General features: G+C 51.4%; 13 protein-coding genes. All 13 read left to right on the top strand.

What is annotated here, in order from left to right; translation table 11 throughout:
* Positions 1 to 9: 9 nt before the first annotated feature.
* The 13 genes from F456_RS0104060 (at position 10) to F456_RS0104000 (ending at position 22,614) form a co-directional block, all read left to right on the top strand.
* Positions 10 to 1,359 (top strand): class I SAM-dependent rRNA methyltransferase, encoded by a 1,350-nt coding sequence (locus tag F456_RS0104060; RefSeq protein WP_018975727.1) that lies wholly within the window; start codon positions 10 to 12, stop codon positions 1,357 to 1,359.
* Positions 1,360 to 1,634: 275 nt separating this feature from the next.
* The gene (locus tag F456_RS0104055; protein ID WP_018975726.1) at positions 1,635 to 3,392 is read left to right on the top strand and encodes an ATP-dependent nuclease; all 1,758 of its coding nucleotides are present in this window, start codon (positions 1,635 to 1,637) and stop codon (positions 3,390 to 3,392) included.
* A gap of 1,068 nt (positions 3,393 to 4,460) precedes the next feature.
* The gene (gene addB / locus F456_RS0104050; protein WP_018975725.1) at positions 4,461 to 8,003 is read left to right on the top strand and encodes a helicase-exonuclease AddAB subunit AddB; all 3,543 of its coding nucleotides are present in this window, start codon (positions 4,461 to 4,463) and stop codon (positions 8,001 to 8,003) included.
* Positions 8,004 to 12,053: a helicase-exonuclease AddAB subunit AddA gene (addA, locus tag F456_RS0104045; protein ID WP_018975724.1), complete on the top strand. Its 4,050-nt coding sequence runs from the start codon at positions 8,004 to 8,006 to the stop codon at positions 12,051 to 12,053. It abuts the gene before it with no gap.
* Between the two features lie 175 nt (positions 12,054 to 12,228).
* A complete protein-coding gene (locus F456_RS0104040; RefSeq protein WP_018975723.1) occupies positions 12,229 to 13,413 on the top strand; it encodes a metallophosphoesterase family protein in 1,185 nt (394 codons plus the stop codon).
* The gene (locus tag F456_RS0104035) at positions 13,410 to 16,838 is read left to right on the top strand and encodes an AAA family ATPase (protein ID WP_018975722.1); all 3,429 of its coding nucleotides are present in this window, start codon (positions 13,410 to 13,412) and stop codon (positions 16,836 to 16,838) included. Before F456_RS0104040 ends, F456_RS0104035 begins: the two co-directional genes overlap by 4 nt.
* A 340-nt stretch (positions 16,839 to 17,178) precedes the next feature.
* Positions 17,179 to 17,541, top strand: coding sequence for a histidine triad nucleotide-binding protein (locus tag F456_RS0104030; RefSeq protein WP_018975721.1), 363 nt, complete (start codon positions 17,179 to 17,181; stop codon positions 17,539 to 17,541).
* 201 nt (positions 17,542 to 17,742) lie between these two features.
* The gene (rpsU, locus tag F456_RS0104025; RefSeq protein WP_005547957.1) at positions 17,743 to 17,916 is read left to right on the top strand and encodes a 30S ribosomal protein S21; all 174 of its coding nucleotides are present in this window, start codon (positions 17,743 to 17,745) and stop codon (positions 17,914 to 17,916) included.
* A gap of 198 nt (positions 17,917 to 18,114) precedes the next feature.
* Entirely contained in the window at positions 18,115 to 18,558 is a 444-nt protein-coding gene (locus F456_RS0104020) for a GatB/YqeY domain-containing protein (RefSeq protein ID WP_018975720.1), read from the top strand.
* 212 nt (positions 18,559 to 18,770) lie between these two features.
* On the top strand, positions 18,771 to 19,610 hold the full coding sequence (locus tag F456_RS21710; RefSeq protein ID WP_018975719.1) for an NfeD family protein: 840 nt from the start codon (positions 18,771 to 18,773) through the stop codon (positions 19,608 to 19,610).
* A gap of 142 nt (positions 19,611 to 19,752) precedes the next feature.
* Positions 19,753 to 20,754 (top strand): flotillin-like protein FloA, encoded by a 1,002-nt coding sequence (floA, locus tag F456_RS0104010; RefSeq protein ID WP_018975718.1) that lies wholly within the window; start codon positions 19,753 to 19,755, stop codon positions 20,752 to 20,754.
* Between the two features lie 23 nt (positions 20,755 to 20,777).
* Positions 20,778 to 21,413, top strand: a complete 636-nt coding sequence (locus tag F456_RS0104005) for a hypothetical protein (RefSeq protein WP_018975717.1) — start codon at positions 20,778 to 20,780, stop codon at positions 21,411 to 21,413.
* 229 nt (positions 21,414 to 21,642) lie between these two features.
* Entirely contained in the window at positions 21,643 to 22,614 is a 972-nt protein-coding gene (locus F456_RS0104000) for a PhoH family protein (protein WP_018975716.1), read from the top strand.
* Positions 22,615 to 22,636 lie beyond the last annotated feature (22 nt).

The following is a 22,636-nucleotide window of genomic DNA, read 5'->3' as shown; positions in this document are numbered from 1 at the left end:
GGAAACAAAGTGGCAAAGGTTATACTGGACAAAAACCGTAAAAAGAGGCTGGAAGAAGGACATCCGTGGATTTATAAAAGTGAGATTGCAGGTACAGAAGGCGATCCGGCTCCGGGAGATCTGGTCGAAGTAACCGATCACCGCGGCAAGCCGCTTGGCACGGGATATTACAATGTGAATTCGCAAATCACGGTTCGGCTGCTGTCGCACGGGAAAATCGAAGCCATGGACAAAGAGTTCTTCGTTTCCCGCTTCAGCGATTGTTTGCGCCATCGCAATCGCTTCGTAAGCGGATCTGCGTACCGGCTTGTTTATGGCGAAGCTGATTTTCTGCCGGGCCTGATCGTCGATCGTTTTGCGGACGTGCTGGTCGTTCAGATCTTGACGTTCGGTATGGACCGGCGCCGCAGCGAGATTGTAGACGCGCTTGTTGAAGTCATGAAGCCGGCCGGAATTTACGAACGCAGCGATGTATCGGTTCGTGCATTGGAAGGTTTGGAAGAGACAACAGGAGTATTGTACGGCGAGTGTCCGCGTCACGTTACGGTCGAGGAAAATGGTCTGCTCGTCAAAGTGGATATCGAACAGGGGCAGAAGACCGGTTACTTCTTCGATCAGCGGGAAAACCGCGCTTCGATCGCTCCGCTGATGACAGGATGGGGCGAGCGCAGCGGTATCGCCCTGCAGGATATTGACGGCGAACGCCGCCCTGTTAACAAGAACGGCAAAGTCGTCGAGTTCCCGCATTGGGATGGCGCTACGGTACTGGAGTGCTTCTCGCATACGGGAAGCTTTACGCTGCACGCCTGCGCATACGGAGCGAAAAAAGTAACCTGCCTGGATATTTCGGCACATGCGATTGAAAGCGCACAGGAAAATGTCCGTTTGAACGGATTTGAAGATCGCGTTGAATTCGTCGTAGCCGATGCCTTCGATTATTTGAGAGAAAACGTCAAAGGACTCGAAGAGCGCAAACGTCGTGCGGAAGGTTTGTCCAAAGTCGATACGTCCGTGCCGATGCCGGCCGGCGGCGGCCGAAGCTGGGACGTTGTTATTCTTGATCCGCCGGCTTTCGCCAAGTCGCGTTCGGCTGTCAAAGGTGCGGTTCGCGGATACAAGGACATCAACCTGCACGGCATGAAGCTGGTTAGCGAAGGTGGATATCTGGTTACGGCGAGCTGCTCGTACCATATGCGTCCAGACCTGTTCCTGGAAACGATTCAAGAAGCGGCACGCGATGCGGGTAAAACGCTTCGCCTGATCGAATGGAGAGCTGCAGGCAAAGATCATCCGCAGATTCTCGGCGTAGACGAAGGCCATTACTTGAAATTTGCCATCTTTGAAGTGCGCAGCCGTTAAATCTTAAAGCTTCCTTTTCGCTTTTAACCGGAAAGGAAGCTTTTTTGTATGTTTATAACCTATCGACATAGCAAATATTTAAAATAAAAAATAATGTATTGGAAATCTAGAGAGAACCTACTTTTAAAACTATTCTTGAACTTTAACTGAAAAGTGGCATAGTGAGTAGTAGTTTTCAAGAAAAATATTCCGATAAATATTACATTTTTTAGTTCGCTATTATAAAAGGGATGATATATGGTATTATTGACTAAATTAAAGGGGGAATATAAGAGATGCGACTTTTAAGTTTTAGTGTAACAAATTATAAGGTTTTCAAAGAAACTTTCACAATAGATTTTTCCAATGATTCAATTATTATTTTGACAGGAAGAAATAATACAGGAAAGTCTACTATATTAGAGTCGATTAATTGTTTTTTTCAGAAAGAAACTAAAGCAAAGACTATTCCCAATGATTGTTTTTCTGATAAAGATAGAGAAATAGTTCTGAAGGCGGAGTTTGGTTCTGACGATGAAAAAAATATTTTTATAAAAAAATATAAATCTGAATGTGCGCCTGCTTTTTATGATGAAAATGGTAATGAAATTAAGGGAAGACATGAATTGAAAGAGAAATTGGATAAAGTTCTAAGCAATCAGCCTTTTTACATAACTCCATCTATGTTGCCTGATGATATCAATGCACTGATTCAAAATATATATTCCGAGATATTAAAAGGTGACTTACAAAAACTCGAAAAATTTGAAGGCGATTCTGAAAAGGAACAAGAACTTCACTTGTTAGCTCAGGAATATCTTCAATTAAGGGAATCCTATCCGACTTTTTTAAGGAAAATAAAGAAAAACACAGACACAATACTTAAGAATGTAAGTAAAGACGTTTCGCAAAATCTAAAAATGCTTTTTTCGAACGAACACTTATCCTTAGATGTTACCGGCGGGGAAAGTGTAGGTTTTTCAGCGTCAGATATACTCAAATCAACCAGTTCAAGTGTTTCTATAAGTAGCAGTAAGCAAATAGGAATGCCTTTATCAAATCAGGGTACAGGATTGCAAAGAATGAGTTTAATATATTTAATTCAGAATATGATTGAAAAAAAGCTGATGGGTGACGATGAGAACAAATTGCTATTAATAGATGAACCAGAAGCATTTCTTCATCCCGAAGCTGTAAGAGCATTAAGTCGCTCACTATATAAAATAGGTCGAACAATGCCACTAATGATTTCAACTCATTCCCCAGTACTCATAGATTTGTCCGAAAAACACACATCTATACAAGTTTTTCGTATTGGTGAAAAAGAAGCGGTTCAGTTATTTCAATCTGTAAATGATCAATTTGATGAAAACGATATTATAAATATGAAAATATTAAATTATATTGATTCATACGTGAATGAATTTTTCTTTGCAAACAAAGTAATTATTGTTGAGGGTGATACTGAATATATTGCCTTTAAGCATCTTGCTAAGGAAAATAATCATAATATTCATATAATACGTGCTAGAGGGAAAGCAACAATTGTCACTTTGATGAAAGTTCTTAATCAATTTAATTCTCAGTATGATTTATTACACGATATAGACAATCATAGTAAGCACTCTTCGACCACATTAAAAGCACAATTAACAAATTGCAAAAATATATTTGCTCTTAAGTCTAATGAAAATATAAGGATTTTTGGTTCAATATCAAATTTTGAGAATGCTATGGGGATTGGTGATATTTCTAATGCCAAAAAAACACAAGTAATTCACGAAATATTACGCGAGAATTATAACGAAGGTGTTGAATCAAAGGAGTATGTTGAAGCATATAAAAAAGTAGAAACCTTATTCAAAAAAATAATTAATCGTGAAGAACAAGCTCTACTTAGTACTGGATTCGTTGAAATAAAAAGAGTAGAGGAATATGACAAATTGTTTTCGGAACTGATTTTAAAGAAATACGCAGCTGAAGAAAAAGAAAAACGTATAGCTGAAGAAAACAAAAAGCTTATGAAGGATGAAACTCTCTTATTAGCTGAATAATATTTGATTTTATTTTTAATGAATTTTAAATTGAGTGAACTAGTTAGCGATCAAATAAATGTTGCATGCTAGGTACTTATAATTAACGAATTCTTACTTCAAATTACCACAGTTAGTGTAGAGACGATTGGTACATAAACTTTCAACCTGGATTTTCGGAACTTATTATTAGTCAAAGTGAGTAAGAGATCTTGTTTTGCATCTTAATGGCTTGGTGAAAAAAAGATTTGCTCTACAATTACGTTCAAACTCAATACCAATAGCTCCTTTTAAACAATCATCGTTTGCCTTATATAGTCGGAATCCCTACTTATTGGCTGCACAAGAGTTTTAATTCTTTATGCTACAATAGGCTTAGCTCTTGTGGTGAATTAACTTTGTAAGGGTGACGTGGTAACTTCATTCTGGCAGGATTCGACCATGAACTTTTCTATTCCTTCAAGGAAATATATTTCACTTTGCAATTAATCGGTTTTAAAAGTCCTAGCCTATTCGTTTGTAGGCAGGACTTTTCCTGTTTCCTGGAATTTTGATAAATTCAAATTAAATAAACTTTTAGTATTAAATATAAAAGAATGCAAATGTGAGTTTGCCAATGTACTTAATAGTAAGTGGATAAAAAAATAAGCTTAAATTAAAAGAATAAGAAAAAGAGAATAAGTCAATGAAAAATAGCAATAAAATTGTTAGGAACTGAGTTAAACGACTTTTAGAAAGCACATATACTCCTTAGCGAAATTTTACACAAATTTATTTCTACTTTGATCTCTGGTTCGTAATCATTTTTACTATGAAAAAGTTTTTCGTAGGACCGAGATCTTGGGCCAGGTACGTAATTAAAGGCGATAATGATTGATTATGGCTTGAAGAAGTTGTTTTAGGAGTAGTCCCTCCAATCTTTGTGGGCTTTATGCGGCTCTAGATATTCTATACAGAGCTTGGAAAAAGCTAAACGAAGCTGGGTTTTATCATATTGGGAACAAATGTTCTTTTTCTGTTCGATGAGTTCAGGTATACTGTATATAATGAAATACTGCTAAAATTTTAAAACAAGGAGGCCATGGGCCGATGACGTTACAAATTCGCCTCGGACGTTCCGGCAGCGGCAAAACAAGCCGGATCATGGACGAGATTCGTACTAAAATGAAAGAAGATCCGCTCGGTCCGCCGCTGCTGCTGATCGTACCAGAGCAGTCGACTTTTCAAACGGAGTACGAGCTGTTTGCCGGAAATGGAGGAAGCGGTAGCCTGAGAGCGCAGGTGCTGAGTTTTCACCGGCTCGCTTATCGGGTGATGCAGGAAACAGGCGGTTCGGCGCTGACGGCGATCGGTGACGAAGGCAAGCGTATGCTGCTTTATCGTCTGCTCAGAGAACAAAGATCCAATCTTCGTTTGTTTGGCGCATCGAGCGAACAGCCCGGTTTTATTGCCAAGCTGAATGATTTGTATACGGAACTGAAGCGCTACAAGATTGATTCGGGTACGCTTGAGGAGCATATGAGAGATTTGGTCTCGGCCGGACATTCACCGCTTCTTCGCGAGAAATTGGAAGATGCACTGCCGGTATACCGGGATTTTGAAAGCCGTTTGTCAGAATTGTATGTCGATTCGGAAGATACGCTGATTCGATTGACGCAGCAGCTTGGAGAATCTTCTCTTGTACGCGGAGCGGAGATTTGGATCGACGGATTTTACGGATTTACGCCGCGCGAATTTGAAGTCATTGGAGGGTTGTTGGGTACGGCACAATCGGTCGCCTGTTCGCTGACCCTTGATCGTCCTTACGATGGGGGCGAGCAGCCCGGGGATCTGGATCTTTTCCATCAGACGGCTACAACCTATCGAAAGCTGATCAAGCTGGCTGAGGCGTTGGACCGAAAGGTCGAAATACATCTGCCAGAACAAGGACCGCTTCCGAGATTTGCGGCAAGTCCTCTGCTGGGGATTCTCGAAAGGGAGCTTCGCGGGAAGAAGCGTGCGGGACAGGAAATTGGCGAAACAGAACGGTTGAATGTCGACGGAGAACCCGGCATTACGCTGCATGCAGCAGACAATCGCCGTGCGGAAGCGGATGCCGCTGCGAGGGAAATGCTGCGTCTGGCCCGGGAAAAGGGAGCCCGCTATCGCGATATGGCGATATTCGTGCGCAATCTGGACGATTACGAATCCGTATTGGCACCCGTGTTCGAAGATTACGGTATTCCCGTATTTACCGACCGGCGCAAAGGCGTACTGCATCATCCGTTGGCGGAATTTGTGCGAGCCGCTCTGGATGTCGTGCAGTATCATTGGCGTTATGAAGATGTATTCCGCTGTGTGAAGACCGACCTGCTGCTTCCCGAAGATGGCGATATTACCCGTGACGATATGGATCGACTGGAAAACTTCGTGCTGGCGTCCGGAATCCGCGGAACGCGTTGGACGGATGGGCGTCCATGGCGCGAAGCACCAAAGCTGTCGCTCGATGACGAAGAGAGCCAGCATCGACAAGAATCAGTATCTAGGATGGCGCGACTGGAAGCTTGCCGTGCCCGGATTATCGCTCCGCTGGCCGAATTTGAGCGGGCTTTAAAACGAGCCGGAACAGCCAGAGGAATGTGCGAAGCCGTGTATCGGATGCTGGAAGCAGCGGAAGTGCCGCAGCGGCTCGACCGTATGGCACACGAGGCGGCAGAAGCCGGTGATCCTCAGGCTGCGGATGTGCATCGGCAGATCTGGGGCGCGCTGCTCGATCTGCTGGATCAAATTGCCGAGTTGATCGATTCGGAAGAAGTGACTGCCGAGGAATTTGCCGGGATGCTCGAAACGGGAATTGCCGGTCTGACGCTGGGACTTGTTCCTCCGGCGCTGGACCGTGTGCTGCTGGGCGATCTGGAACGTACGCGGCCGCTGAATATCAAGTATGCCTTTGTATTGGGGCTTAATGACGGCATTATTCCTCTGCCTCCCGGGCAGAGCGGACTGCTGAGCGAACCGGAGCGGATTCGTCTGGCCGAGAGCGGGCTTGAATTGTCGCCGGGTTCGGAGCGGCGAATGCTGGATGAGCGTCTGCTGATCTACCATGTGTTGACCAGTGCTTCGCACAAGTTGTGGCTGAGTTATGCACTCAGCGACGACGAGGACAAGCCGCTGCTTCCGTCGGAGATTGTGCTCGATCTGCGCGCGGCGTTTCCGTTTATCGGCGAACGCCGGGAAAAAGGGCTGCCGGGTCCCGGCATGGTGTCTGCCGAATACAGCCGTTTCGTTACGCTGCCGGAAGCCACGCTCCCGCATTTGTTGGCGCAGCTTCGATTGTGGAAAACGGGAGGAGAAGTGGATTCGCTGTGGTGGGACGTGCTCGGCGCCTATCAGGAAAAGCCGGAATGGGACGCTCTGCTGCGCAGCCGGCTGGCTTCGCTTGTGTACACGAACAAATCGGATCGCTTGACGGAAGAAACGAGCATACAGTTGTACGGGCGAAACCTGCGTTCAAGCGTGTCGCGCATGGAGAAATTCACAGCCTGCGCGTTCTCGCATTTTGCTTCGCACGGATTGAAGCTGAAGGAGCGCCAGCTGTATAAGCTGAATGCACCGGATATCGGACAGCTGTTCCACGCGGCGCTTAGCGATATTGCGACAAGGCTAAGGTTGGAGAACCGCAGCTGGGCTTCTCTGTCTACCGAGGAATGTCTGGCGCAGGCAAGAGAGTCAGTAGACAAGATTGCGCCGAGACTGCAGGGCGAAATCCTGTTCAGTACAAGCCGTTACGGCTATATTTCGCGCAAGCTGATGGATATTGTGGGACGCGCATCGATTATACTGGGCGAGCAAGCCCGGCGAGGCGATTTTGAACCGCTCGGCATCGAAGTCGACTTCGGTCCCGGCAAAGATATTCCGGCACTGAGTTTTGATCTTGGAAACGGCTGTACGATGGAGATTGTGGGCCGAATCGACCGGGTCGACGTAGCCGAAGGGGAAGACGGTCTGCTGCTGCGGGTCATTGATTACAAGTCGAGCGGGAAAGACTTGAAGCTGCACGAAGTGTACTATGGACTGTCGCTGCAGATGCTGACGTATCTGGACGTACTGCTGACACATGCGGAAGAGTGGATTGGAGCTCCGGCTCTGCCTGCGGGTACGCTGTACTTCCATGTTCAGAATCCGCTGCTGACTTCCGCCAACGGCATGACGAGGGATGCTGCGGCGCAGGAGATGCTCAAGCGCTTCAAAATGAAAGGGCTTGTACTCGCCGATCCGGACGTCGTATTCAAAATGGACCGTTCGCTGTCGAGCGGCCAATCACCTGTGATTCCGGTTGCCGTGAAAAAAGACGGAGGCTTCTACAGCAGTTCGGCCGTAGCTGATCCGCAGCAGTGGGAATCGCTGCTCAAAGGCGTACGGCGTAATATCGAAAAGATTGGACGACGGATTACGGATGGCGAATCCGAAGCGCGTCCATATCGGATCCAGCAGGAGAAAGCTTGCGACTTTTGTCCGTTCCACTCGGTCTGTCAGTTCGACGAAAGTCTGGACAATTCCGGCTACAACCATCTGAACAAGCCGGGAAAAGACCAAATTTGGGACATGTTCAGAGAGGCGGACGCAGATGACGATAAGGAGGAGAGCAGATAAATGGGAATGACTTATGCCGACAAACCGGCGGGCAGCCATTGGAGCGACGATCAATGGAAAGCAATCGCCGCTTCCGGAGGCAATATGCTGGTCGCCGCCGCAGCCGGTTCGGGCAAGACGGCTGTACTCGTTGAGCGGATTATCCGCAAAATAACCGATCCCGCCGGCGGAACCGGTGTCGACCGGATGCTGATTGCCACCTTTACCAAAGCGGCAGCTTCGGAGATGCGGCAGCGGATTCGCGATGCTTTGAACAAGGAACTTGCGCAGCGTCCGCAGGACGAACATCTGCGGCGTCAGCTGTCGCTGCTTGGGCAGGCATCCATTACGACCCTGCATTCGTTTTGTCTGGAAGTGATCCGCCGTCATTATACGCGTATTCCGCTTGATCCGGCTTTCCGGATTGCCAATGAGCATGAGAGTGAGATCATGCGTCAAGAAATTCTGGAAGAACTGTTTGAGGAAAAGTATGCGCTGGAAGAAGACGGACGTCTGTTTCGACGCTTGATCGACTGGTTCGGAGGAGAACGCTCCGACGATCCGGCTTTTGCATTGGTGCAGCGTCTGTACGACTTTGCGCGAAGCCATCCGTGGCCCGAACGGTGGCTGCAGGATTCGGCGGCCGAATTCCGGGTTGCCGATGCGGAATCGATGGGAGAGACGAGCTGGGCACGCAGTCTGCTTGCCGACGCGCGCATGGCGCTGGCTGGAACAGAAAACTTGCTGCTGCGCGCTCTTGAAACGGCTTCGCTACCGGATGGTCCGACGCCTTATGTGGAAACGCTGCAGGGCGAACTTGATATGCTGCGCCGCCTGCGATATGCGGCGCAGCACGAACCGTGGCAGTCTCTTTACCAACAATTCGAGTCGGTCTCGTTTGGTAAACTGAAGTCGGTCCGCAAAGATCAATGCGATCCGCAGCTTCAGCAGCAGGTGAAGGATCTGCGCGATGCGGCCAAAAAAGAGCTGACGGATATTCGGGAGTTTTATTTTGGCCGCCCTCCGGAAACTTTCCTCGGTGAACTGCACGAGTCCGCCGAATTGATGGAAGAGCTATCAGGGCTGACCATTGAATTCGGAAAACGTTATGCGAAAGCGAAGAGAACGAGGGGAATGGTCGACTTTTCCGACCTTGAGCATTACTGCTTGCAAATTTTACGTGATCCTTCTTCGGCACCTGGGCGTCTTGTACCTTCTGAAGCGGCGCTGGAGTATAGAGAACGCTTCGACGAAGTGCTGCTCGACGAATATCAGGATACCAACTCCGTACAGGAGGAGATCGTATCCCTGATCGCTCGCGAAGGAGCGGGCAACCGCTTTATGGTCGGCGACGTCAAGCAGAGCATTTATCGCTTCCGTTTGGCGGAGCCGGGGCTGTTCCTGCAGAAATACCGTTCATACGGCAGCGATTTCTCACAGGGTGGACTTCGCGTCGATCTGGCACGGAATTTCCGCAGCCGCATCGAAGTCGTGGAAGCCGTCAACGGCATTTTTCGCCGCATTATGAACGAACGGGTCGCTGAGATCGAATACGATGAGCGGGCCGAGCTTGCCTACGGAGCACTGTCATATCCGGAAGCTAAGCATGCTGAATATGCACCTGAAATGATGCTAATTGAACGCGGGGGTGTTGCGGGAATCTCCGACATGGATGAACTTACTGAGAACGGTCTGGCAGCAGAAGCTGCCGAGATCGAGACCGCTCGTTTGGAGGCCCGTGCGATCGCTTCGCGTATTCATGAACTGACCGGGCAAGCTCACGGACATGAACCGCTGCAAATTTACGACAAAGCTGCAGGCGGACTTCGTCCTGCCGTCTATGGAGATATCGTTGTTTTGCTTCGCTCGGCGAGCACTTGGGCACCAATGATGATTGAGGAGCTGAGATTGGCCGGTATTCCGGCAATGGGCGATGCCGCTCGTGGATATTTCGAAGCGACCGAGGTCGAGATTATGATCTCTCTGCTGAATATCATTGACAATCCGCAGCAGGATATACCGCTTGCTTCGGTGCTGCGTTCCCCGCTCATCGGACTTACCGAAGATCAGCTGGCGCAGATTCGGCTGTGCGGCCCGCGGATGTCGTATTACGATGCGGTGTGCTGCGCGGCACAGACCGGAGAAGAAAGCGGGATGGGAGTAGAGTCTGGGATTAAAAAGGGGCAAAGTGAGCCGGGAACGGAAAACTTTACCGGCGATCCGGCTGCAGCCTACTCGGCGGTTCGTCCTGGCGGAGAGAAACAGAAACCGATGATCGATTCTTCTCTGGCCGCTGCATTAAACAGCTTCTTATCCTCGCTCGAACGCTGGCGCAATTTGGCAAGAAGCGGAGAGCTCAGTGAACTGATCTGGACGCTGTATCGCGAGACCGGATACGCGGACTGGGTAGCCGGCCTGCCCGGAGGAACGCAGCGGCGGGCAAATCTGCTTGCGCTGTACAATCGGGCGGTACAATTTGAAAAATCGACGGCTGCCCAGGGATTGTTCCGCTTTTTGCGTTTTGTTGAACGACTAAAAAACAACGGTGGCGATCTGTCCGAAGCTCCTTCGGAAGCTTCACACGATTCGGTACGTCTCATGACGATTCACAAAAGCAAAGGGTTGGAGTTCCCCATTGTGTTTATTGCAGGGATGTCAAAAAACTTCAATATGCAGGATTTGAACGCTCCATTCATGATGCATAAGGAATTGGGATTCGGCCCGCGCTTCGTCGACGAAGACAGCCGGGTCGGTTATCCGACACTGCCGGCGCTTGCCATTCGCAGACGGGCCCATATGGAATTATTGGCGGAGGAGATGAGAGTACTGTATGTCGCGCTGACACGTCCGCGCGACAAGATGATTCTTACGGCTTCGGTCAAAGATCTGACAAAGAGAGCCGCCGCGTGGATGCAGTCGGCCGGAGGTCCTGAAGGCATTGCCGATTATACACTTGCCAAAGCCCGTTCGTATATGGATTGGATCGGTCCCGCTTTGATTTTCGAACCTGGAGCGGAAAAGCTGCGGTCGCTGGTCGACACGGGAGCGCCCGCCTTGATAACGGAACATGGAAACGGTTGGACGTTTTCCGTGCGAAGCGGCGATGCCGAGTCGGCGGCGGAAAGGGAAGCCGAAGAAGAACTGTATGCCGAGCGAATTCAGCGGCTGAAAGCGATTCTGGACGGCGAACGGGTAGAAGATTACGGTCGGCGCGGATCAGTAGCGAACTGTTTTGCTTGGCGTTATCCGCATGCAGCAGCTGGTAGAGCTGCCGCCAAAACGTCAGTTACAGAAATCAAGTCCAGGTTTGCCGGCGATGAATATCCGGCGGCCGATGCCCTGGAAGCCGCGAGGCGTCTTGCCGGACTGGATGACGATGAAGGTGCGGTCGAGACCCATCGCGAAGTCGCAGGCGGTTCGACATTACAGCTTCGTCGTCCGCGCTTTATGGAACGAAGCCGTCTGACCGGAGCGGAGAGGGGAACGGCGTACCACACGCTGATGCAGCATATTCCTCTGCATCACGATACAGGTGAGGTCGAAGCTGCGGAGACGCTGGCACAGCTTGTTCGCAAAAATATTCTGCTGCAGGTAGAGGCCGACACAGTGAATCCCACTGATATCGCCGGCTTTGTTCGAAGCGAAATCGGCCGCCGTGCAGTGTCTGCGGAATGGCTGCGCCGGGAACTGCCGTTCAGTACTAGCGTAGGCGCGGATGAAGAGCTGGGTTCGCTAGTGCTGCCCGTTCAAGGCGGAGCATCGAATGCCTGGCCGCCTGATGGGGCTGCGGCGGCTGCCGGAAACGGAAGCCGTATCCAATTGGAGTCTTTGCCTGGTGAGCGAGTGCTTGTGCAGGGTGTGGTGGACTGCCTGTTCCGAGAGAACGGAAGATTGATTTTGCTTGATTATAAGACCGATCGGTTGAAGCCGGGCCGCGGAACGGCTGAATTGGCTGCCCATTACCGATTCCAGCTCGATTTTTACGCGCGGGCGGTCGAGGAAATGCTCGGCGAGCCTGTTCATGAAAAATGGCTGTATTTTTTCGATGCCGGGGAAGGCGTGCAGCTGTAAGGCAAAATCCGAAGGCCAGTAAGAATAGTTTAATAATGAAAAAAGTTTCAAACCCGATTTATTTGTCAGATTATCGTTCAGCCGGCTCGCAAGCGGGCCGGCTGAATTTATGATAAGTAGTTATTTTGAATTTTATTTCGCGATTGTGCGATCGATATAGAGAGGGGCGCGAAACATGCGCGTGCTGCATACGGCGGACTGGCATCTGGGCAAAACGCTGGAGGGCCGGAGCCGCTTTGAAGAACAAGAAAAGTTTATGGATGAATTGGTCGATATCGTTCGGCGGGAAAAAGTCGATCTGATTCTGATGGCTGGCGATGTGTACGATACGGTCAATCCTCCCGCTGCGGCCGAACAGCTTTTTTATGAAAGTGCTGCCCGAATTCGTGCGGAGGGATGTTTGTTCGCAGCCATATCGGGCAATCACGATCATCCGGAACGGGTAGCGTCGGTTCTGCCGCTTGTTAGGGACAGCGGGATCTCGCTTGTAGGTCTGCCAACGGAAAAAGCGCTGACGCTGGATGTGAAAAAAACAGGAGAACGGGCGGTGATCGCGGCGCTGCCTTACCCGTCCGAAGCGCGGTTGAACGAACTGCTGACGCTGGACGGAACGGATGAAGGTCTGCTGCGCCGCGCGTACAGCGAGCGTGTCGGACTGCTTATGCGCAAGCTGGCAGCCGATTTTTCGCCGAAGACGGTTAACTTGGCAATGAGCCATATTTATGTGCTGGGCGGCTTGGAATGCGATTCGGAACGTCCGATTCAAGTAGGCGGCGCCTATACGGTCGATCCGTCGGCACTCTCCTGCGGAGCACAGTATACGGCGCTCGGACATTTGCATCGACCGCAGAAGGTCAAGGGCGAAGGCGTTATTCGTTACAGCGGCTCACCGATTTCTTACAGTTTCTCTGAAGCGGGACAGACCAAGTCGGTCATGCTGATGGACATTGCACCAGGCGAAGAACCGAAGCTTGAAGAAATTTATTTGTCCTGCGGCCGACAGCTTGTGGAATGGAATGCGAAGGAAGGACTGCATCAGGTGCACAATTGGTTAGAAGAAGGCCGGGATGCCGGCGCATTCATCGACCTGAAAATTACGCTGACGGAAGCGATGTCGCTCGGCGATATCCAATCGCTGCGCCGATCCTGCGACGGACTTGTACATATCCGTCCGGTCTATCCACAGCTTGAGCAGGCGGATCTGCCGGAAGAGAGAGTGCGGCAGCCGATGCATGAATTGTTCAAGACATTTTATCGACGGCAGACAGGCGGCGCGGAGCCAGATGAAGGATTGGTATCGCTGTTTATGGAACTTGCCGCCGAAGAACAGGGAACCGGGGAAGGAGGAGACGCCGAATGAAGCCGATCACACTCAAATTATCGGGACTGCAAAGTTATCGGGAAGTGCAGGAAATCGACTTTACCGAACTGTGTGAAACAGGGCTCTTCGGCATCTTTGGTCCGACAGGAAGCGGCAAATCGACCGTACTTGACGCGATCACACTCGCCATGTACGGCAAAGTGGAACGCGCCTACGGAGGCACACAGGGCATCATGAACCATTCGGAAGACGTTTTGTATGTCGCTTTTACATTCGATCTGGAATCGTCCGCAGGTGCGCGGCGCTTCCGGGTGGAGCGGCGCTTCAAGCGTACTGGCGAAGTGTCGGTCAGCAATACGTTGAGCCGCTTTATCGAGGTTAAGCCGGAAGGCGACGAGGTCGTCGCCGACAAATTGGCGGAAGTGACGAAAGCGGTCGAAGAACGGATCGGTCTGAAAATGGACGATTTTACCCGGGCGGTTGTGCTTCCTCAGGGTAAATTCGCGGAGTTTCTGTCATTGAAAGGCAGCGACCGCCGGCAGATGCTGCAGCGGTTGTTCCATCTGGAACAGTACGGCGACCGTTTGGTGCAAAAATTGAACAAACGTGCGCGGGACACCGAAGGATCGCTGCGCATGGTCGAGGCTGAACAGCAGGGTCTTGGACTCGCTTCGGCGGAAGCGGTCGGGGAAGCGAAGGCAAGGCTCGCCGAAGCTTCCAAAGCGGCAGATCAGCTTCGCAGGAAGTTGGATGCGGTGGCCGAAGAGCATGCTCGGCTGTCACGTGTACGCGAACGGGCGGGAGAGCGCCGGGAAACGATTGCGATGTTGGAAAAACTTCAGGGCCGGGAAGCGTTCATCAGCAGCCTGCAGATGCGTACGGAACGCGCGCGGGCATCGGCAGCACTACTGCCGGCGCTGGAGCGTTTCCGGGCGGCATCGATTCGCTCGGAAGAGCTGGCCGCCGCAGCAGGAAGGCTGAAGGAAACACTGAATGAAGCGCGAAGACGTGCGGACGAAGCTGCTTCGGCGGAGAACGCTGCGCGTGAGTCGCTTTCTGCCGAAGAGCCGAAACTGATGCGCCGTACGACAGAGCTGGAGCAGGCACTGCAGCTGGAAAGCGAGCTGCTGGCGCTGCGTGAGGAAAGTCAGCGTCTGGAGCGCGGACGCGATGAAGCGGCATCGCGTCTTGAACGAGCCCGTCAGGAAGCCGGCGATCTTCGGCGCAAGCTCGATAAGGCAAATGAACTGCGCGCGGAGCTGCAGGAGCAGTTGAACGGCTGTGAGGTGCGCAGCGCAGACCGGACGGAGCTAGAAGAAGCAGGCCGGCTTGCGGATGCAATTGCCGCTCTGGAGGACCAGCTTCCCGACATACGACGGGACTTAGAGGAATCACGGCGGCAGGAGTGGGAAGCCGAAGCGGAGCTTGCCGCCGGCCGGGAACGGGAAGGCGCCTGCCGAGCGGAGCTGCAGCGGGTCGCGGATCTATGTGTCGCTCATGCGGAAAACCTGGGCAGGTTCGATGCCCAGATCTCCGCACTGCTTGAATCCGCAGCAGCCGAGGAGGCCCGGCTGGAACAATCCGGACTGGAATCGGCCAAACGCCGGATGGCCGCAGAGCTTGCGCACGCTCTGACAGACGGGGAACCCTGCCCCGTCTGCGGAGCCGTGCATCATCCGCTGCCGGCGGAGGATGATCCTTCCGCCGTCGAATCCGCGGCGGAACTAGAGCCGCTGCGCACGCTGCAGAGCGCAGCGCGCGAACTGCGTCTCGCCGCCGCCCGGCTGCGCCAGGGCAGCGAAGCCCTGACCCGGCGCCTGCGCGAGGAGCTGACGCAGTCGCAGGCGCCGGGTTCTCCCGGGACGGCCGCCGAATCGGCCGTCCCGACAGACGGCTCGCTTGAGTCCGCGAGCCGTCTGTCTTCGCCGCAGGCCTGCGCGGACGAATATGTCCGCCTGCAGGCTTTGGCCGAGCGCTTCGAGCGCGAGTCCGCGCAGCTCGAAGCGGAAGCGCGCGAGGCGGAGCGCGCTCACGCCGCCGCTGCCAGGGGGGCGGAGGCGCCGCGTGCGCGTCTTGACGGCGCTTCGCGCCAGCGGGTACGCGCCGAAGAGCGTCTTGGCGAGCTGGAGCGCCGATTGACGGAAGCGGAAGAGCGCTGGAAATCTTCGTTCGTTGGAATTCGCCGGGACGATCTGGAGCAGCGTCGCGAAGATATCCGTCGTCGCGACGGCCAGGCGGAGGAATTGAAGCGCCGGCTGGACAAAAGCATTCCTGTCATTCGAAGCATGGAAGAGACACTGAAGTCGCTTGAAGAAGTGGCAGTCGAAGCGGAACGCGGATTGGTGCAGTTTACCGCCCAATTGGAAGGACGAACAGAACTGCTCAAGGAAAAAGAACTTCGCCTGCGCTCAGCCGCCGGCGGCGCTTCCGTGAAGGAGCTGCTGCTGCAGACAGCTGGAAAACTTGAACAGCTGCGCGGAGAAGTAGAGAGAACACGGCGAGAGCTTGAAGCGGCCCGCGAAGCGTGGCAGTCGGCCGCGAACGCATCTGCGGCCGCGGAGCAGGCAGCGGTTTCAGCTGCTGAACATGCCGAATCGGCAAAAAAAGGTTGGGACGAATTGCTCTTGGCTTCATTGTTTACGGCTGCGGAAGAAGCGGAGGCCGCCCGTATGGACGAGAGCGAGATCAAGGAATCTGAGGAGCTTGTTCAAGCTCACCGGGAGCAGAAGAGCGAGTTTACCGCTCGCCTGCGCGAATTGGAAAAGCTGCTGGATGGTGCAGACGTGTCGGAAGAAGAATGGAATGCGTATACGGCCAGGCTGGAAGAAGCCCGCAGACTTGATGAGGAAGCACTGGCCGGAAAGGCAAGGGCACACCGTGATTTGGAAGACATCTCTGCAAGACACGAACGCTGGAATGAGCTGGAGCAGAAGCGAACCGAAACGGCTGCCGAAATGGAGAGATTATCCAAACTGCAAAGCTGCTTCCGCGGCAATGCTTTTGTCGAGTATGTCGCCGAAGAGCAGTTGATTCAAATCAGTCGTACGGCCTCTAATCGGCTGCGCTTCCTGACCAAACAGCGTTATTCGCTCGAAGTCGATTCCGGGGGTGGGTTTGTCGTGTGCGACGATGCCAACGGCGGTGTGCGCCGTCCGGTGTCTACACTGTCGGGAGGCGAGACCTTCCTGACCTCATTGTCGCTCGCGCTTGCGCTTTCGGCGCAGATTCAGCTTCGGGGCGAATATCCGCTGCAGTTCTTTTTCCTGGATGAAGGATTCGGTACGCTTGATCCCGAGCTCTTGGACACTGTTATCACTTCATTAGAGCATCTTCATAATGATCGGCTGGCGGTTGGCGTTATCAGCCATGTGCAGGAACTTCGCGCCCGCCTGCCGCGCCGACTTGTGATCAAGCCTGCGGATCATGCCGGGGCGGGTTCCAAAGTGGTACTGGAAAAAATGTAGACCCTGCCGCGTGACTTGGATCACAGAGACAGTTTCAAACGGCTGTTATCATACAGTTAGCCGACATTCGATAAGAAGCACCCAGATCCGTGATTTAGCTCAGGTTTTCTGAATCTGACTGAGATTGCCGTTCAAATGCGCGAGTTCCACTAGGATTCGCAGGGTGCTTCTTTTTTTGTTTTTTTGTTTTTTTATTTGTACAATAAATAAGGCGAATAAGGACAACATACACATACGAAACAAGATCCAACGTCCCAATAATCCCAATATGGAAAATCCAGCGGATCGGTCGGTCATCAAAGTGCCATGCCGAACGCCGGACAGCCAAGGAGGAACCGAGATGAGTGAGACAATTTTCAGTAAAATTATCGACGGCAGCATTCCAAGCCAGAAAGTGTTCGAAAACGAGCGTATTTATGCTTTTCATGACATTCAGCCGGCGGCTCCGGTTCATGTACTGATTGTACCGAAGAAGCCGATTCCTTCATTGAATGAGATTGGCGAAGAAGATTTGGCGGTAATCGGCGAAATCCATCACGTGGCTGTGCAGTTGGCAGAGGAGCTGGGTATCGCTGCAAGCGGCTACCGTCTTATTAACAACTGCGGTGCCGACGGCGGCCAGACTGTTCCGCATCTGCACTTCCATCTGCTTGGCGGTGCCAAACTTGGCGCTTTAACGGGAAATTCTGCTTCACATGCTTAAGAAAGGCACGGAGGACCGCTTGTGTTTCGAAAATATTGTCGGTTGAAGCCGCTTGAGCCGGTTCTGTGATCGGTTCCACACAATTTTGTATCCATACAGATTTTTTCTAACCATTGACATGGACTTTAATTTTCGCCTATAATGAAAGTTGATTAACCGTGTTATGCTCTTGGACGGTCTGGTCGGAGGGAGGGGAAACTGGTGTCTGAAACTAAAGTTCGCAAGAATGAGACTATTGATGCTGCTCTTCGCCGCTTCAAGCGCTCGATCGCAAAAGACGGCGTGCTGGCGGAAGTTAAAAAGCGCAAGCATTACGAGAAGCCTAGCGTAAAGCGTAAGAAAAAGTCTGAGGCTGCTCGCAAAAGAAAGTTCTAAGATGTGTTCCTGACACATCGCTTAGATGTGTGCTAGGGTTTTCATGCCGAATATGCGGCTGAAAATGCATCGTTTTTCGGTGTGTTTTGGCGTATTCTGCTCATTTTGGGCTGAAAACACATCATCTTTTGATGTGTCTTGGCGTCTTTTGCTGATTCCGGCTGAAAACACATCATTAGTAGGAGGATTTGTTTATCAATGAATCTTAGCGAACGATTGAACGAAGATATGAAGCAAGCCATGCGGAGTAAAGATAAATTCAAACTCTCGACCATACGAATGATTCGCGCAACGATCAAGAATCAAGAGATCGATTTGAAGCGAACTTTGGATGACGCAGAAGTGCTTGAAATTCTGAGTCGTGAGATCAAACAGCGCAAAGATGCCCTCCAGGAGTTTGAAAAAGCAGGTCGTGAAGATTTGGCCGAGACTCTCAGAGCCGAAATCGACATTGTTGCTGAATACCTTCCCGCTCAGCTTAGCGAAGAAGAAGTAAAAGCCATTGTACAGCAGACCATCCAGGAAACCGGTGCTTCTTCTAAAGCCGATATGGGCAAAGTCATGGCGGCCTTGATGCCAAAAGTCAAAGGACGCGCAGACGGGAAATTGGTCAACCAAGTGGTTCAGCAGAACTTGCAATAAACGATCGAAACAAACACCCTTTCCGTTATACGGAAAGGGTGTTTTTGTCGTTTTTTTCAAAAAAAATCAAGAAGAACGGGATTTTTTTGAAACGCTGCGGCTGAAAGCGCGTATACTATGGGTGAGATGCTTTTTCCTTATCGCAAACAGAGGGGAACGACAAAAAGTTTTGTCTGCATGGTGAAACCATTCGAAAGAAGGAGGGAAACCCGATGAATACACAAGCGCGGTCCAAGTGGTGGATCGGTCTGGCAACGGCATTGTGGAGTATTGTCTGGTTGGTGGGTATTCCGCTGATTGTCTGTACGTCCTTTGTCTCAACGGCATCTGCCGCCGGAATATCAGGCTCGGCCCAAGTGCTACCTGCGCAGGGAATGTTGGGCAATATTGCCGGCTTCCTCACAACTCCGGTCATGCTTACGCTGCTGCTGTTTATTGGACTTGCGGGAGTGGTGATCGAGCTGCTTTTGCCGGGACTTATTTTCCCGGGAGTGCTCGGAGTGTCGGCGTTTGTACTATACTTTTTTGGAAGTACGTTTTCAGGAATGGTCGGACCTTACGTATGGCTGATGTTCGCAGCGGGAATTATCCTGATGGCATTGGAAATTTTCGTTCCGAGCTTTGGGATTCTGGGTCTGCTTGGAGCGGGCTCGCTAATAGGAGGAGTGGTTATGGCGGCATGGGCAACAGGGCACGCCTTGCAAACGCTGGGGATTGCTTTCATATTGGCCGCTGTGGCGGTCGGGATTGTCGTTTTGGTCTTTAAGGAGCGGGGCGTTTGGAATCGCTTCATCTTAAAAGACAGTTTGACATCGGAAGCTGGCTACAATTCGGCGGTCACTCGGCATGAGTTAGTCGGACGCGATGCGGTTGCATTGACTCCGCTTCGTCCCTCAGGAACGGTATTGGTTGACGGCGAGCGAATCGATGTGGTCAGCGAAGGCGGATTTATTGAGCGCGACAAAGTAGTCGTTATTGTCAAAACGGAAGGCGGAAGAGTCGTCGTGCAGGAGAGATGGAACAGCGGTTTGGGACCAATCGAACCGATCTAACCCGCTGCTGGCAGCAAGCTTCGTTTTCAAGTGTCTTTGGGCATTACGGCAAGAAACGGAACGACATAATGGCGTTTGAACCGTTGGGGAAGGCACTGCTTTGCCTGGGCGGTTCGAACCGCAAATTTGGAGGGGTACTTATATGTTAGCAGACGCAACTTGGATTACTCCGCTACTTATTATAGTGGTGGGCATTATCGTTTTGAGCATTTTCTTCAGCTTTTTCCCGGTGGCGCTCTGGATTTCCGCGCTGGCTTCCGGCCTGCGCATCGGCATTATCACTCTTGTGGCTATGCGCCTGCGGCGCGTTACGCCGGCTCGAATCGTCAATCCGATGATCAAGGCGCACAAAGCCGGTCTCACTCTGACGATCAACCAGCTCGAGAGTCACTATTTGGCAGGTGGTAACGTCGACCGGGTAGTGAATGCGCTGATTGCGGCGCATCGTGCAAATATTCCATTGGAATTCGAACGTGCTGCAGCGATCGATCTTGCAGGTCGTGACGTACTGCAGGCCGTACAAATGAGCGTAAATCCACGCGTTATCGAAACACCGAACGTTTCCGCAGTTGCGCGCAACGGTATCGAAGTTGTTGTTATCGCTCGTGTAACGGTACGTGCCAATATCGATCGACTGGTCGGCGGTGCAGGTGAAGAAACGATTATTGCTCGTGTCGGCGAAGGTATCGTTACGACAGTAGGTTCCAGCGATACGCACAAACAGGTACTTGAGAATCCGGATTTGATTTCTCGTACTGTACTTGAAAAAGGTCTGGATGCCGGTACGGCATTTGAGATTCTCTCTATCGATATCGCGGACGTGGATGTGGGCAAAAACATCGGTGCCTTCCTGCAGACCGAGCAGGCGGAAGCCGACAAGCGGATCGCTCAGGCGAAAGCCGAAGAACGCCGCGCGATGGCGGTAGCCGAAGAACAAGAGATGAACGCACGAGTTGTCGAAATGCGTGCTCGAGTTGTCGAAGCCGAATCCGAAGTGCCGATCGCTATGGCAGAAGCACTGCGCAACGGCAATCTTGGCGTCATGGATTACCTGAACATGAAAAATATCGAAGCCGATACAGACATGAGAGGTTCGCTTGGCGGCACAAATGTGACGCACGTAGACCAGGACCATAATAAGTAAACGGCAGAACAGGAGCGGATCATATGCCCCCATTTTTGGAATGGATCATGAACAACCTTTTTATCGTCGTGATCATCGCGGGCGCCCTGCTCTCCGTATTTAGCAAAAAGGGAGCGAAACCGCCAGGCGGAGGTGGCGAACCGTTCGGCGGACGTGGTGCCTCAAACGGCAATCCGGCTCAGCGTCGGGTCTCCGAACCGCGGCCTGAACCGGTTCAGCGTCGGGCTGTTGAACAGCGTCCCGAGCCGGCTCGCAGATCGCCGTTTTCTGAAGTCCCTACCTCTGCTGAGACAGGAAGAGCGCCCAGCCGTCCTCTTGCCGATGCGAGAGCTTCGCGGCAGAAACGAAATTCTCCGTCTACGCTTGCGGAAGCTTCGCAGCGAATGAACGAAGAGATCGAGCGGCGCTTGAATAATCACAAGTCTCATCAGCATCAGAGCGATCAGGGCGGTCTGGAACGTATGGAACCGAAAAAGGCCAAAGGATCAGGAAACGCCAATTCCAAGGCTGCACAAGCCTACGATATCCGGCCAGCACAGACTTTTACCGGATCCGACTTGTCCAATCCGACATCAGAAGAACTGCGTAAAGCTGTGCTGTGGACAGAGGTTCTCGGAGCTCCGCGTTCCCGTAAACCATTCCCGTCAGGACGCAGATAAATTTCAAGCAGGCTTTCGGTCACCGATTGCACGGCTGCCGGCCTTTCCGTTTACGCGGAATAGGCCGGTTTTTAGTATATGTCGCTAAGAACACCCTGTCGAAATCTTTTGCATGGGGACTCGTAGAATGGTAAAGTTGAGTAATAAGGTTCAAGCGTCCGCAAGGATGTTAAGTATTGCAGTAGATGTCGAAAACGAACGAATATTCGATTAAGGAGACTGAGAGCTTTTGACAGAACAGACGAGAAGCATCAAGATCCCCCTGCATAACATGGGAGAAGGATTAGCCCTGTTTGGTCCGCAGGATACGTATCTTAAACGGATTGAGCGGCAGTTCGAAGCACGTATTGACAGCCGTGAGGCGGAGATTGCCGTACATGGACCACAAAATGAAACGGATCAATTGGAACAGCTGTTTGATGTACTGCTGCAGTTGGTTCGCAACGGTTATAATTTGACGGAACGCGATGTGCAGTATGCGTTGGATCTGGCCAAAGAATTCCGGGCAGACCAGCTGCTGGACCTGTTTAAAGGGGAAATCGCTTTAACGTTCCGAGGCAAGCCGATTCGTCCTAAGACGATTGGGCAAAAGCATTATGTAACGACGATTAAGAAAAAAGATATTGTATTTGGAATAGGTCCTGCGGGTACCGGTAAAACCTATCTCGCTGTTGTACTGGCAGTTACGGCACTTAAGGAAGGATTGGTTAAGCGGATCGTTTTGACCCGTCCGGCTGTGGAAGCGGGCGAAAGTCTGGGCTTCCTGCCCGGAGATCTTCAGGAGAAGGTCGATCCTTACCTGCGTCCGCTGTATGATGCCCTATACGATGTGATGGGTACTGAGCAGGTAGCCAAAGCGCTGGAGCGGGGACTGATCGAGATTGCTCCGCTGGCTTATATGCGCGGACGTACGCTGGACGATTCGTTTATCATTTTGGATGAAGCCCAGAATACGACAGCTGAGCAGATGAAAATGTTCTTAACCCGCTTGGGATTTGGATCAAAGATGGTCATTACAGGCGATGTAACGCAGATTGATCTGCCTCGCGGCAAGAAATCCGGATTGGTCGAAGCGCGTCTTGTATTGAACGGAATATCTGATATCGGTTTCGTTACGTTTGCCGAAGAGGATGTCGTCCGGCATTCACTTGTACAGAAAATTATTGTGGCGTACGATAAAGCGTCAGAGAGTATCGAATAAGAGTCGATTTCCAAATGGAATA

Origin of the sequence: Saccharibacillus kuerlensis DSM 22868, assembly GCF_000378145.1 — a bacterium.
GTDB lineage: Bacteria > Bacillota > Bacilli > Paenibacillales > Paenibacillaceae > Saccharibacillus > Saccharibacillus kuerlensis.
Note: the sequence above shows the minus strand (reverse complement) of the source record. Positions and strands in the feature narration are given on the sequence as shown.

Bases quoted from the DNA above. Each gene is read 5' to 3' on its own strand.
- F456_RS0104055 (WP_018975726.1), top strand. From the start codon at position 1,635: ATGCGACTTTTAAGTTTTAGTGTAACAAATTATAAGGTTTTCAAAGAA.
- addB (WP_018975725.1), top strand. From the start codon at position 4,461: ATGACGTTACAAATTCGCCTCGGACGTTCCGGCAGCGGCAAAACAAGC.
- addA (WP_018975724.1), top strand. From the start codon at position 8,004: ATGGGAATGACTTATGCCGACAAACCGGCGGGCAGCCATTGGAGCGAC.
- F456_RS0104040 (WP_018975723.1), top strand. From the start codon at position 12,229: ATGCGCGTGCTGCATACGGCGGACTGGCATCTGGGCAAAACGCTGGAG.
- F456_RS0104035 (WP_018975722.1), top strand. From the start codon at position 13,410: ATGAAGCCGATCACACTCAAATTATCGGGACTGCAAAGTTATCGGGAA.
- F456_RS0104030 (WP_018975721.1), top strand. From the start codon at position 17,179: ATGAGTGAGACAATTTTCAGTAAAATTATCGACGGCAGCATTCCAAGC.
- F456_RS0104020 (WP_018975720.1), top strand. From the start codon at position 18,115: ATGAATCTTAGCGAACGATTGAACGAAGATATGAAGCAAGCCATGCGG.
- F456_RS21710 (WP_018975719.1), top strand. From the start codon at position 18,771: ATGAATACACAAGCGCGGTCCAAGTGGTGGATCGGTCTGGCAACGGCA.
- floA (WP_018975718.1), top strand. From the start codon at position 19,753: ATGTTAGCAGACGCAACTTGGATTACTCCGCTACTTATTATAGTGGTG.
- F456_RS0104005 (WP_018975717.1), top strand. From the start codon at position 20,778: ATGCCCCCATTTTTGGAATGGATCATGAACAACCTTTTTATCGTCGTG.